The 13,743-nt window shown below is 41.0% G+C and carries 11 protein-coding genes; all 11 read left to right on the top strand.

All coding sequences use genetic code 11. The features are described from left to right. Positions 1–961 precede the first annotated feature (961 nt). Complete coding sequence (folP, locus tag BP861_RS10350) at positions 962–2,188, top strand: dihydropteroate synthase (protein ID WP_292375135.1); 1,227 nt, start codon at positions 962–964, stop codon at positions 2,186–2,188. A 2-nt stretch (positions 2,189–2,190) separates the two neighbouring features. Next, complete coding sequence (locus BP861_RS10345; protein ID WP_292375133.1) at positions 2,191–2,805, top strand: methylenetetrahydrofolate reductase C-terminal domain-containing protein; 615 nt, start codon at positions 2,191–2,193, stop codon at positions 2,803–2,805. Between the two features lie 240 nt (positions 2,806–3,045). Further along, a complete protein-coding gene (locus tag BP861_RS10340) occupies positions 3,046–3,924 on the top strand; it encodes a methylenetetrahydrofolate reductase (protein WP_292375131.1) in 879 nt (292 codons plus the stop codon). Positions 3,925–4,260: 336 nt separating this feature from the next. After that, the gene (locus BP861_RS10335; protein WP_292375128.1) at positions 4,261–4,476 is read left to right on the top strand and encodes a hypothetical protein; all 216 of its coding nucleotides are present in this window, start codon (positions 4,261–4,263) and stop codon (positions 4,474–4,476) included. Then, positions 4,466–6,115 (top strand): TCP-1/cpn60 chaperonin family protein, encoded by a 1,650-nt coding sequence (locus BP861_RS10330; RefSeq protein WP_292375125.1) that lies wholly within the window; start codon positions 4,466–4,468, stop codon positions 6,113–6,115. The genes BP861_RS10335 and BP861_RS10330 overlap by 11 nt, the downstream gene beginning before the upstream one ends. Before the next feature lie 238 nt (positions 6,116–6,353). After that, on the top strand, positions 6,354–8,255 hold the full coding sequence (locus BP861_RS10325; RefSeq protein WP_292375473.1) for a uroporphyrinogen decarboxylase family protein: 1,902 nt from the start codon (positions 6,354–6,356) through the stop codon (positions 8,253–8,255). Between the two features lie 266 nt (positions 8,256–8,521). Next, positions 8,522–9,337 (top strand): DUF1638 domain-containing protein, encoded by an 816-nt coding sequence (locus BP861_RS10320; RefSeq protein ID WP_292375122.1) that lies wholly within the window; start codon positions 8,522–8,524, stop codon positions 9,335–9,337. Between the two features lie 361 nt (positions 9,338–9,698). Continuing rightward, positions 9,699–10,508, top strand: a complete 810-nt coding sequence (gene cofE / locus BP861_RS10315; RefSeq protein ID WP_292375119.1) for a coenzyme F420-0:L-glutamate ligase — start codon at positions 9,699–9,701, stop codon at positions 10,506–10,508. Positions 10,509–10,805: 297 nt separating this feature from the next. Next, entirely contained in the window at positions 10,806–11,072 is a 267-nt protein-coding gene (gene trxA / locus BP861_RS16120; protein WP_011307280.1) for a thioredoxin, read from the top strand. Between the two features lie 691 nt (positions 11,073–11,763). Further along, the gene (locus tag BP861_RS10305) at positions 11,764–12,171 is read left to right on the top strand and encodes a DUF1699 family protein (RefSeq protein ID WP_292375116.1); all 408 of its coding nucleotides are present in this window, start codon (positions 11,764–11,766) and stop codon (positions 12,169–12,171) included. Between the two features lie 411 nt (positions 12,172–12,582). Next, positions 12,583–13,602, top strand: coding sequence for an MBL fold metallo-hydrolase (locus BP861_RS10300; protein WP_292375114.1), 1,020 nt, complete (start codon positions 12,583–12,585; stop codon positions 13,600–13,602). Positions 13,603–13,743 lie beyond the last annotated feature (141 nt).

Raw genomic sequence — 13,743 nt, 5'->3', positions numbered from 1 at the left:
TATTTTTGAATTTTATTTTTGATGCCATTTTTATTTTCCTGGTAATGTGAAAGTTACCAAAACCTTCAATGGTTCAATTTTTAAGACAGCTAGATTTAATAAAATCAGTATCCCTCTGAAAAAATCAGTATGATATCTGTATGATTATAGTAACCTTGGAATTCGAGTGTTATATTACTGAAAATCAAGTCAAGGCATTGAATTCTTGATCCAAAGCGTCGATTATGAATTAGTGAGTTAAGGCATTGGACTTTCAGTTTAAGGTCTATACTTTTTATTTTTTACCTATTTTATACTAAAGCAAGAAAAGTTGTTTTTCCCAATTGTGCCAGATCCGGAAAATCAACCTTAGTCTCTCGATCGTGCAAGTTTATAGTTCTAGTAGTTGTTTTTATAGACAATCTATTAATTAACGTACAACATTGCTTTCCTAATTGTATGATATTAATCCTACACATCAATATTTTTATGTATTATTGAAGCTTATATTATTACAATAAGGTTTACTGTCAATAATATTTGAGTTGATTATTTAATTTAAATCTATAAATTTTATTATTATATAATGTTTGGTCGGCAAAATGAAGCTTATATCTTAGCTTAATACTTGATTTAACGTATCTTAAACATGCCTTAATCAAATATACCTGATAAACTCAGGTTATATATATTAATTAATATATGATTACAGTGATTATTTATCTAATCCTGATAATATATCAAATATATCAAGTAAAACTCCCCTATATGGAAGCTTCTGCGGTAAAATAAACAGATTTTTACGAAATGCGATAAGAAGCGATAATATAGTAAGTTTTCGCCATCTAAAGGCATATCGTTGAAATTTCCGATGATGAGGAAGCCCTTTGAAGCTTGTTTCCATCAATACCTGTTTACCAATGTCCCTCAAGCTCCGACTGGCATTATTTAAATTAAAACTTACATAGTCTGGTTGTCAAAAATGGTTGTTGATACTGAAATCTGCGGTATAAAGATAGGAGATCAATATCCTGCACATGTAATGGGCATTATTAACTTTAGCCCTGAGTCTTTTTATGGAAATTCGGTCATAAAACCGGATTCAGCACTTGAAATAGCTCTGAAAATGGTTGAAGAAGGAGCAACCTTCTTGGATCTCGGAGCCCGTTCTACCTGGATACATGCTGAGCCCATTAGCAGGAAACAGGAGCTTGAACGTATTCTGCCAGTGCTTGAAGCGCTGGAGGGCAATGTGGATGCGGTAATTTCTGTAGACACGATGTTTCCTGAAATTGCGGAAGAAGCTCTCAAAAGAGGAGCTGAAATTATAAATGACGTCTCCGGCTTTACTGCAGACCCCAGGATGATTAAAGTAGTGGCAGATTATGGATGCCCTGCTGTTGTCATGGCCTCAAATAAAATCCCAGGTGATCCCCTTGGGATGGATGCCATTATCGAATCCCTTGACTCCATAATACAGGCTGCTGAGGCAGGCGGCATAAATCCGGAAAAGCTCATACTTGACCCTGCATCCGGTAGGTGGATCGAAGAAAAACTTTCCATCTATGACTTTGAGACTCTTGACGATTTTGAACGCCTTAAAATTTTTGAAAAACCTTTGTTAGCAGCTGTCTCTAGAAAATCTTTCATAGGAGATGTACTTGGAAAACCTGCAACTGAAAGGCTCTATGGCAGTCTGGCTGCAGCAGCTATTGCAGTTTACAAAGGTGCCCATATCGTCCGTACGCATGATGTACCTGAGACCGCTGATGTTGTAAAGCTTTCAGGAGCTATCAGGAGTAGACCAAGTATAGTAAAAGAAGGTAGGTATGAGGTCTCTGTGGTTGAGGTAAAGACACCACAGGATGCAGCTATTTCAATGCGGAAACTTGGGGTTACCACTACAGGCTCAAAGGTAATGCAGGGTAAAAGCATCCATCTTATGCTGAAAATTCGTAATCTTACAACCACAGAGGCTTTGATAATAAAACAAGAAATACTTGCCCGGGGAGGGGATGCAGCCCTGACAAGGAATGCGGTTTCCCATGAAACTGAAATGACTGATGTGCTTGTAATGGGAACTCTACTTCAACTCGGGCGTCTTTCTAGGAAACTTGAAGGCCAAGCGCGCTCCCTTCCACTTATTGCCGAAATGATCCGCGAATGTATTGCAAAGCGTAGCGATCTGGAATATCGATATTTGAGGTAGTCATGATTATAACTTCAGCGAAACCCCTTGAGGAAATCCTGGCCCTGTTAAAGGATGAAGATGAGATTTTCATTATTGGATGCAATGTTTGTGCTGCAAAACTTAAAACCGGTGGAGAACCCGAAGTGCTTGAGATGATCAGACAGCTCGAGAAAAGCGGAAAGCATGTAGTAGGGTGGGCTCTCCCCACTGCAGCTTGTAGCATCCGATCTTTTGACTCCCTGGTCCAGAAAAATGAAAAAATAAATGAAGCTCGCTGCATTCTGGTGATGGGCTGCGGTAGCGGAGTCTCAACGGTTGCCAATGTAACGGATGTGCCCGTACTTGGCTCAAATGATACGCTTTCTTTGGGAGGCTCGAGCGAGGGCAAGCTGCTCTCAGAGCAGTGCATAATGTGTGGAAAATGCACAATCGGTGAATTTGGAGGAATCTGCCCTAAATCACGGTGCCCGAAAGGACTTCTAAATGGACCCTGTGGAGGAGCTATTGACGGAATGTGTGAAGTCAACAGAGAGAACGATTGTGTATGGACTTTGATTTACAACAGGTTGAAAAAAATCAAGAGGCTTGATCTTCTTTACACGGTCCATGCCCCCCAGGAACATAGAGCTGATTAACCTCATTTACAGTTTTTATTTCTTCATTTTTTATTTATCTCTTTTTTTCAGGTTAAAAACGCCTTTCCTGACTTTAGAGTTTTGATAGCCTCAAAGCCTTAATTATCTCTAGTCTTTATAGATTCAAGGTTTTCAAATTTCCAATAACGCTGTAATAATCAAAAGACCTAGTCTTCTTTAAGTTGCTAAACCCGTTAGGAGCATGGCTTTAAATAATTTCATTACTAATATTGTTACTCAATGCTTTTTAATTTTCGTGAAAAACTGAATTCCAGCAAATTTCTGGTTACTGCTGAAGTCTCCCCTCCTAAGGGCACAAGATTTTCAGTTCCTCTAGAAGATGCTCGTCAGCTCAAAGGCATTGCAGATGCTATAAATGTTACGGACAATCAGTGCTCAATTATGCATATGAGTTCCTTGGCTTTTAGCAAGCTTCTTCTTGACGAAGGACATGAGCCTATTATGCAGCTCACCTGTCGAGATAGGAACAGGCTCGGACTTCAGTCTGATCTTCTGGGAGCGCATGCTCTGGGTATCCGAAATATCTGCCTGATGACAGGGGATTTTCCTTCTTGCGGAGATCATCCTGGTTCAAAGCCTGTATACGACCTTGATTCCGTACAGCTCCTACAAATTGTCAAAAAACTTGATTCAGGCATTGATTTTGCAGGAAACAGGCTGGACGGAGGGACTTCTTTCTGTACAGGAGCGGTTTCTGGCATAGACCCTGAAAAACCTCTACAACTCATAAAGCTTGAAAAGAAAGTCAGATGTGGAGCTGATTTCATCCAGACTCAGGCAGTCTATGATGTGGGTATGTTTGAGGAGTTTATGGAGGCTATAAGCCACCTTGAAGTGCCTGTAATTGCAGGATTGATCCCTCTCAAATCCCTGGGTATGGCCGAATTCATGAATAAGAATATATCGGGAATTCGTGTGCCTGAAGATATCATGTTTCGCATAAAAAATGCACCTGATCCGATAGAGGAAGGCCTTTCCATAGCTTCAGAAACTATAAAAGAGCTTATGAAACTCTCCAGAGGGGTTCACATTATGCCTGTAGGCTCTCATAAAAATACTCCAAGATTGCTTTCTATGGCTGGAATTTCAGGGAAGTAACGAAATACAAAAACATTCACTTTAAATGGGAGGTTTCTTTTCCTTTTCTTTAAGTTTTAAAACTTCCTGTTTTGTCTATTTTATATCTTATATCATTAATTTTCTCCTTTTTTCCTACAGAAAATGTTTATAAAATTTGATAATATATATTAATTGAGCGGGTAATAGTTCTTTGTAATTAACAATAAATTTATACCATTATTTTCTGTGGGAGAAAGTTCAAAATCCTGAAATATTCAACTGAATATAACCTCGGGGAGTTATATAAAATTGACAAGAAATTTGTTAAGATAATGCTTACTGCGATTGGATTTAACATGATCGACCTGAGCGCGGATGACATTCGGGAACTATAAGGCGGCACTTGAGTACGGGCGTGGGCTTGCGCGAAGTCTTGTGGAGGAACATATGGCTGCCTACAGGCGGGACCTGACAGGATTCATTTCGATCTTAAACAGGCTAATATGGGACCGATTCTGGATCAGCCTGTTGAAACAAGACTTTCGCAATTGGAATCGGAACACTTCTGAGGTGGGAATAAATGGCATCTAAAATCAAGCCTGCCCCGCAAATATCTATTAAGTCTAATGCAACGGCCGGAAAAATGTCACAGGAAGTTCCAGATACTGTTTTTGACCAGCTGGCTGAAAGTATCAGGGAAAAAATTGGGATCAAAGGGCCCGTGAAAGGAGAAGAACTAACCCGCCACCTTGAAATGGTATGCGGGGAAGTTAACAGACTTCTTTGCTCTTCTTTTGGCCCAAAAGGTTTTGACAAGCTAATCATCAATCCGGTAAACGAAATCGTTGTAACCAGTGACGGAAAAACTATCTTGGAAGAAATTGACATCCTTCATCCTGCCGTAACGGCTTTGAAAAACCTGGCAAAATCTATGGACAAAGCCTGTGGGGATGGGACAAAAACTGCTGTGATCCTGGCGGCTGCTCTTATCGCAAATGGGGTCAAACTTATCCGGAACGGAGTTCACCCAAATACGGTTGTCCGAGGGTATCGGCTTGCACTTTACAAGGCTTACGAGTTACTGGAATACAGCAGCAGGCCTGCAAAATCTTATGAGGAAAGCTATGCTGTCGTGCTGGGGGCTGCTCTTAGTAAGGGCATGCAGCCGGGGCTTGCAAAAGAGCTCACACACGTGGTTTTCAGGGTGGTCGAACGCCTCAACTGCCTCTCTCCTGAGGGGTGTTTGGACCTGAACGAAAATATAAAAATTCTCCAAAAATCCGGGGGGCCTGAGGTTGATTACCTTGAAGGTTTGATAATGGACGAATCTCCTGCAAGGCCCGATATGCCCCGGAATTTCAACAAACCTTCCCTCCTGATCCTGAATTATGACCTTAAATTCAAAAGCGAGTACCTTAGCCCCAGGCATGATAAGATGGCTCGGAACCTTGAGACCGCCTATAGCTTCAGAGATAAGCAGAAAGATATTCTTCGGGGCTTTGCAGACAAAATAATCGGAAGTGGGGCAGATGTGGTCTTCTGTGAGGGGAATGTAGACCTACGCATAGAGGAGGCCCTGGCACGGAAGGGCATTCTGCTCTTTAAAAAACTCAAACTCAAGGACCTGGAAAAACTCTCTAAAGCTACAGGGACTCAAATCATGGTCATCAGCGATGAGCTTGCCCCAGAAAGGCTGGGCAGAGCTGACAGCCTAGAAGTTATAAAGAAGTGTCATGAGAACTTTGTATTTATCCGGGTCCAGAACCAGCCTATTATGAGCATCTTGGTTTGGGAACCTGTCAAATATAACTTGAGGAAGGTAGAGGAAGCTGTGGATGATGCCCTGAATAGTGCGGCTTTCCTTTACAGGAACAAAATGATCGTCACAGGTGGAGGAGGGGCCGAGTTTGACCTTTCGCAGATGCTAAGGCTTTATGCGCTTATCCTTGAAGGCAAAGAACAGCTTTCTGTGCTCGAGTATGCGAATGCCCTTGAAGAAATCCCAAAAGCTCTGGCTCGAAATGCAGGAATGAACGCGCTGGACGCTATGACCGAAATAGCTGCCAGCTACAGCAGGGGGGAGGAAGCCAGGATCGACCTATCAGGCAAAGTTCGGGCAGATGCACCCTTTGTCTATGACCTTGCGAGCATCAAAAAGCTGGCTATCGTTTCCGCTACCGAAACTGCCTGCAGCATGCTGCGGGTTGATGAGATTAGGCTAAAAAAGTAAGAACTCAATATATAAAACCCGTTTTTCTTTCCTGTCTTTTGAGATTTCCTTCATTCTCCTGCTTTTGATTCAAGGTTTACTTTCCTGTATTTTTATCATGAGAATATTTATATTTACGAATCTTATATCTTGTATAATTGCTGACTTTTGCCACATGATTTTTTCATGTCATTATATGGGAAACATCAAAAAAATTTAGAATCTAATTTCTAAAATATTGCTTTGAGGGGGTTATACACTGACAAAAGAAGAAATATTAACAGAGCTAGCGAATGCTGTTATCGAAGGTGATGAAGATCTTGCAGAAGAACTGGCACGCAAAGCTCTAGATGAAGGGGTAGATGCCTATGAAGCGATAATTAATGGGCTTGCCAAGGGAATGTCGATAGTAAGCGAAAAATACGATAAGGGAGAGGCTTTTGTCCCTCAGTTGCTCATTGCTTCCACTGCAATGTATGCCGGAATGGATATCCTGACACCTCATGTGAAGATCGAGGGTGCGGAAAAACCTGCAACTGTTGTGATAGGCTCAATTGAAGGGGACGTGCACGATATCGGGAAAAACCTTGTAAAGACAATGATGTCTGCTGCCGGTTTTAAGGTAATTGACCTTGGATCCGATGTGCTCCTGGAAGAGTTTATCAAAGCTGCAAAAAAGAATAAGGCCGATATCATTTCCATGAGTTCACTTATGACCACCACCATGACAGGCATGGAAAGGGTCATAGAAATGCTTCAGGAAGAGGGGATCCGGGACGCAGTAAAGGTCATTGTTGGAGGAGCTCCAATTTCGGAAAGGTTTGCAGAGGAAATCGGGGCCGATGCGATGAGGTATGATGCAAGCTCGGCAACTGATTGGGCGCTTGAAGCAGTAAAGGCACTTCCACCAACTGAGGAAAGGTGGAGCGACCAGCAGATTGCGCTTTCCAGGAGAAAATATAGAGAGATCCTTGCTGCAAAGGCTCCGAAAGCCGCTGTGGATATTGGTAGGATTACTGCTGAAAAAGTCATGAAAGAATTCGACTCAGTTGTGCCGAAATTCGTATCAGCCATGACCAAGGCTGAGCGGTTCACAGCCGCCTTTGATGACAAAAAAGTCGACAGGCTGCCAACCGCGCCTCTTGCCTGTGGAGTATCAAGGAAGTTTGTGCCCTGCACTTACAAGGATTACTCAACCAACGCCGAAAAGTATGCGGAATGTGTCTACACGGGTATCAAGTATTTCAACATGGACACTTTCATAGGCCTGACAGACCTTTGTGTAGATGCTGCCGATTTTGGCGCAGATATACGATATCCGGAAGAGGACACGCCGGCTGCAAAGGGACACCTTGAGGACTATGAGAAACTAGAGGTCCCGGAGCTTAAGGAAGGCACCCGTGCCTATAACCTGATTATGGGCAACAAGCTTGCGACCGAAAAGGCTCACAGCCTGAATGCCCCGATGACCGCACTCATCGAAGGCCCGATGATTGCCCTTACCCAGATCATGGGTGCATCTCGCGTCCTCGCCGATATCAAGACAAATCCAGATGTCGTGAAGAAGGGGCTTGAAAAGACTACCGAATATGTAGAGAACGTCATGAAAATGATGTTTGAAGAAGCCCAGCCTGACAACCTCTGTATGGTTACCCTCTGGACAAACAACTTCATCATGAGTGCCGATGAATACATGATGACCGAAGGTGAGATCATGCAAAACAGAATCGCGCCTCTCTATAAGCAATACAACAAGCCTGTAATTATCCACAACTGTGCTGATGCCCCGCACTGGGATCTTATCCACAAGTGGGAAGCTAAAGCGTACAGCTATACTTACTACCCCCATGAAGCTAACAAGGGGTCGAAGGACTACAGGTACCTCATCACCAACCATGGCAAGGAAACAATGTTTATGGGCCAGGCAAACCCTATAATATTCCTTGACAACTCTCCAGAGGGGCTCAAGAAAATTAAGGATGATACCATGGAGCTCATGGAAGGCGTCCTGAATACTCTGAAGGACAACGGAATGCAGTCCAGATACGTGATCTCTACGGGATGCGAAGTCCCGCCAGGTGCTGCATGCGATGCAGTTACTGCGGAAACATACCTGGTTGCTGAAAAAGGACCGGAACTACAGAAGAGGATTATTGGATAATAAGAACAAAAAAGCGAAGATCAAAAACAGCTCTGTAGAAAACCTATCAAAATACCCGCCCATAAATTAAAATCAAGAATAACTCTCGCTATTCAGTAGTACATCATCTAATATTTTCACTTCAATCATATCAGAATTTGGAGGGATTCTACAGAGCCTAAAAAGATTTTTGCTTTATGTTTGTACTTTATCTTCTTTTTTGACATCCCGATTTGATGGATTTTGATTTCTCCGCCAGATTGGAGAAACCCGAAAAGGAGGTAGCAATGAAGGTAATAAGCATCATTTCATGCAAAATCTTTGAAGATGAAATTGTTCATCTCCTGGAGCATGATAAAAAGGTGGACGAAATTTTAATACTTAATAATGGGAGTTCTGAGAATATTGTACGAAAGTTTGGAGAAGTAGGCGTCCCCTGCCGGGAAATTGCTCTTAAAGATCTCGAGACACACAGAAGTTTCAAGAGTTTACAGCAAAAAGGGAGTTCTGGGCTAATTCTTGTGCTTGACATTCTTGAAATTGTGGGCACAGGACAGAAACAACGTGCCAGGCTGAAAATGAACATATATGATGCTATTCTAAAAATGGCACTCTTCTCAGACGGGCTGCTTTTACTCTATGGACTTTGTGGTAACGTGCTTAAGGACGTTGAAAAAGATTTTAAGTATCTTAAATGTCCTCTCGTGTTGCTCAGGGACGCTGAAGGAGAAATCGCCGACGATTGCATCTGTGCGACTCTTGGGGGCAAAAAAGCATTTATGGAAGTAACAAAGGATTTAAGAGGGGAGAGGACTTTCATGCTTACTCCTATGTGGGCTGCCAACTGGGAAAAAATGGTATTAGCTAATGGATTTGCCCGTAGCCTGGAATCTCTTGAGGAGTCAAAGCTGGTATTCAAAGCTGCCAAGTATACTCAGGTGGCAAAAATCAATACTGGTTTAAAATACCAGCATAATTTTGAACTCAGAGTAAGGGAATTTGCAACCTTCTATGAATTTGGAATAACGGAAATCAAAGCTGAACAAGCTATCTTCGAAAGGTGTTATACTGAACTGAAACAATCACTTATGACCCATCTCTAATATTGATCTCATAAGAGAAAGTTTTCAAGTTAGATTTTAATCTATCTGGAAGGTTACTTTGAGTTTTCCAGTAAATTTTCGGATACGTTTTTATCTTCGGAGTTCTATATATAGAATACAATTTCCCAAAAATTTAAGGTAAGTATATAAATATTCATAGAAATTCATTAATATTCAAATATATTTATTTATACTTAAAAACAAGTGCGAATATTCTGATAAGTATATAAATAGTCTAATATATTTATTAATATTCGGATACATTTATCAATATCCTTCAGCATTCTACTGCTTGATGCCGTATCATCGATTCCTGGTTCAGGAAACTAAAGTAAATCATCGTTTTTAAAGGCAGTAAAACATGAGTTCAAAAAATATTTCCATTCAGATATTCGGAATTAAGACCCCTATTATCAGGGAAGGGGACGATATCGTACAGATTCTAGAAACGGCCCTGGAGGAAGCGGGTCTTGTCCCGGTTGAAGGGGATATTTTCGTGCTTGCCGAATCTGCTGTTGGCACGGCGGAAAGAAGAGTTGTCAAGCTTGAAAGCGTTACTCCAGGTGAAAGGGCAAAGGTGCTTGGGGAAAAGTACGAGATCGATCCCAGGGAAATGGAACTCGTGCTTCAGGAATGCGATGAGATTTTTGGAGGTGTGCCTGGAGCTGCCCTTACAATTACGAAAGGTGTTCTGGCTCCGAATGCAGGTATTGACGCTTCTAACGCCCCTGAAGGTCATGTGATCCTGCTCCCCGAAGACCCACGAAAAAGTTCGGAAAAGATCCGGAAAGAGCTTGAACAGCGTTATTCATGCAAGCTGGGGGTAATTATAGGGGATAGCAGGACCCAGCCTCTCAGGCTTGGATGCTCGGGAATTGCACTTGGAGTTTCAGGCTTTGTGCCTGTGGAAGACGCACGGGGAACCAACGATATCTATGGAAAACCTCTTCGTATTACATATAAGGCTGTAGCAGATAACCTTGTTTCTGCTGCCGAACTTCTTATGGGAGAAGCTGGAGAAAGAGTTCCCTGCGTGCTGATCCGTGGCGCTCCTGTAAATATGGTTAATGAGTCTCTAGATGTGCCAACGATCCCCATGGAAGGATGTATGTATTTTGGTAACATAATCAGAAGCATGACCGGGGATAAAGGTAGAGGGAAAAAGGAATAACTCTTTAGTTCAGTTAAAGTTACTCTTGCTTCTCTTATGAATACATTTCAGTAAAACCTATGAGTTTGAGATAAGCGTTATATATTCTCGAAGATAATATATACAATTAATTGAGTCCCGACCCTGTATTTGGTAAATCCAGCTTTTATGTCGCCTATCATCAGGATTGGGTTTCCGGCAGCTTTGTCGTACAGGCCTCTTCAGGTAGTATATGTACGACTCTTCTATATGCTTCCCGGAGTGGATCAAACAAAAACAGAGAAAGTCTCAGACCTTTCAAAATATAAAGGTGATTTTATGAAACCGATGTTATTGGACTTTTCCGCAACATGGTGTGGACCTTGCAGAATGCAAAAACCGATTCTTGAAGAGCTTGAGAAAAAGTACGGGGATAAGGTTGAGTTCAAAGTTGTCGATGTGGATGAAAACCAAGAAATGGCCTCCAAATACGGCATACACGCGGTCCCGACATTGATAATTCAGAAAGATGGGACTGAAGTAAAGCGCTTCATGGGAGTTACCCAGGGTAGTGTACTGGCGTCGGAACTCGATAAGATCCTCTGACCCTCAGTTTTTCTGACAAAGACCGCCCGGGGTTCCATAAACCTGGGGCTAATCTTTTTCTACATCTGTTATAGATAAACTTTGTTCTTGTAAGTAAGTTTTATTTATTCTATATGAAAGTGCTTCGATATTCTTTTCCGTTTTGTGCTGATTTTATAACTTGCTCATTCTTTAATTCTTAATTTAGGGCAGTAAAGTCTTACTGCTACATTCTGAAGTATTTTTCTCGAAAACCAATATTTTTTCCTGATTGTACATTTAAACTTTTCCAATTAATTGGGTACATAAATGGAAAATTGATGGAAATTGAGTAACTGCCTTTTTCTTGCTCCCAAACACGTTTTGTAGTTATTCTCAGCTCCTTCATAGAAGCTCAATAAATTGTTGTTAAATCGGAAATCAATAGCAGAATAATTACGTATTTTGGAAACTTTACTCTATAATGCGAATTATTAAAATTATCAGCTGAAAAGTTCTGAAATCCTATAAATATCATAATAATTACATAAGTTTTTGTAAAAAAATTTAGCAGTAAAATAAGATTATTTTGATTAATGAAATGCTTTGTGAATTAAAAACCTAGAATACTATCTAAATAATGTTAGTTGAATGGGATAAATATTTATAGTCAGTATAACCTAATTATATCAATGTAAAAACGTAAAAAAAATTATAATGAGATGAGAAAAACATGAAAATCCGAGTGGTTAGTTCAAGAGAAGAAATCTTTACACTGAATCCAAATGAGCGTGTTGTTCACTTGGCCTTTAGGCCTTCAAACAAGGATATTTTGGGACTGGTTGAGACCTGTCCGAAAATTGAGGTAATTCAGTTACCCAAATCTTATATGGCTACAGTTTCAAAGTCCATAGAAATGTTCCTTGATATGCAGAGAATCCAACTCATAGAAGGCGATGTCTGGGGTCACAGGAAGGACATTAACGAATACTACACTATTCCATCCTCAGTTACTGAAAAAATAAAGGAGATGAAAGCCGAAGGTAAATCCACTGAGGATATTGAAGCAAAGATCTCACGGGAAAACATGCTTAACCCTGAAATGGTTGCTTATATCATAACCAAGGAATCCTCTGCCTGAACTTGGACAGAGTAAGATACGCTACCAAGCGTTTCACTGGAGATTAAACCGCAAAAATGTCGAATTTTCGCGCTTCTGCGATCTGATCTCCGACTCAAATCTTTTATTTTAGAGAGCGCTTATCTGGAGAAAGCGGGAAAACCTGGAAGTATAATTGAGATCCCTTTTCAAGAGGATTTCCTATTTATTAGTTTCTTTTGCTATCTTTTTTAAGAAAATCATAATCTTGGGAGAAGTTTTGACTCCTATGGTTACTGTCTAAGTTACTGTCAATACTCACTGAAAAAATTGTGAAATTTTTTCAATTAGTATGTTCTTGTTTTTATACACTTATCTTATATAATACTCTATTAATCTACAGTTTTTCCCTAACCTTAAATACCTTAAGTATTATCTCCTCCAAGGATTTGCGTGATTTCTAAAAAACTGATTGATCTTGGTGTGCTGGCGCTCAGGCAGCGTAATTCTCGCGGGACCTTTAAACCGCATATTTCTCTCCGGTTCAGGGACAATGCCGGGGATCTGCGCACCTTTTCCATTGATACTACCAGGACACCGGGAAAGCAACTTCAGCCCGATGCTTATCTGATTACTCATGCCCATTCCGATCATCACGGAAAATCGGCTATGCTTTCCCCCAATTCCATTTGTTCGGAAAAAACCGCTATAGCACTTGAAATCAGGCATGATAGAAAATATGCGGGTAGCATGTGCAAGCTTGGGGATGAAATCGATATCGAAGGAACAAAGGTAAAGACATTCCCCACGGAGCATACTGCAGGTGCGACTGCTTTTTACTGGGAAAACGATGTAGGGACAAGGATTCTGGTAACAGGCGACGTTAAAAATGCAAGCAATCTTCCTCCCTGCGACGTCCTTATTACTGAAGCTAACTACGGAGACCCTGCCGACCCCTCCTGCCATTTTGCAGATGACCTTGAAGGCATGAAATCAGCTCTTTTTGAAAACGGGCCAGTCGCCTTTGGAGCATATGAGTTTGGAAAAGCCCAGCGCGCAGTCGAACTCATAAGAGGATTCGGATATGATGGCAATATTTGCATGGATGCTAGGACAAGGGCTCTTACCCGCAGCATGCTTGAGGATGCCGGGGAACTGACAGGGCTTGATTCCGAAGAAGATGATGGGGTTTTCATAGTTGCTCCCTGGGACCTTGACAAGTTGCCCTGGAACATGAAAAAATACGTATTGAGTTGCCGTATGGATTACCCTTACCCAACAATCAGGATAAGCGACCATCTTGATGCTTGCGGGCTTGAAAATATGGTCAGGAAACTTTCCCCTGAAATCACTCTTGTCTATCACCCAGGAGGGAATAGACCTTCTAAATTTTCAAAACATTTAAATTCAATAGGAATTGATTCGATATCTATAGATCAGATCGGTAATGTTTTAAGTAATGAATTTATTTAAAGCTGTAAAATCTAGCATTAATATTTTATCCAATAATTTAACTTTGAGAGTCTTATTAAATAATTTAATTCTAATAATTTAAATATAATGATTTTAATCTAATATCCCAAATATGCAAATTAAAATCTTATAATCCAGGTC

It is taken from the genome of Methanosarcina sp. UBA411 (genome assembly GCF_002495725.1).
GTDB lineage: Archaea > Halobacteriota > Methanosarcinia > Methanosarcinales > Methanosarcinaceae > Methanosarcina.
Note: the sequence above shows the minus strand (reverse complement) of the source record. Positions and strands in the feature narration are given on the sequence as shown.

Excerpts from the sequence above, each read along its gene's own strand:
- folP (WP_292375135.1), top strand. The coding sequence starts at position 962 with ATGGTTGTTGATACTGAAATCTGCGGTATAAAGATAGGAGATCAATAT.
- BP861_RS10345 (WP_292375133.1), top strand. The coding sequence starts at position 2,191 with ATGATTATAACTTCAGCGAAACCCCTTGAGGAAATCCTGGCCCTGTTA.
- BP861_RS10340 (WP_292375131.1), top strand. The coding sequence starts at position 3,046 with ATGCTTTTTAATTTTCGTGAAAAACTGAATTCCAGCAAATTTCTGGTT.
- BP861_RS10335 (WP_292375128.1), top strand. The coding sequence starts at position 4,261 with ATGACATTCGGGAACTATAAGGCGGCACTTGAGTACGGGCGTGGGCTT.
- BP861_RS10330 (WP_292375125.1), top strand. The coding sequence starts at position 4,466 with ATGGCATCTAAAATCAAGCCTGCCCCGCAAATATCTATTAAGTCTAAT.
- BP861_RS10320 (WP_292375122.1), top strand. The coding sequence starts at position 8,522 with ATGAAGGTAATAAGCATCATTTCATGCAAAATCTTTGAAGATGAAATT.
- cofE (WP_292375119.1), top strand. The coding sequence starts at position 9,699 with ATGAGTTCAAAAAATATTTCCATTCAGATATTCGGAATTAAGACCCCT.
- trxA (WP_011307280.1), top strand. The coding sequence starts at position 10,806 with ATGAAACCGATGTTATTGGACTTTTCCGCAACATGGTGTGGACCTTGC.
- BP861_RS10305 (WP_292375116.1), top strand. The coding sequence starts at position 11,764 with ATGAAAATCCGAGTGGTTAGTTCAAGAGAAGAAATCTTTACACTGAAT.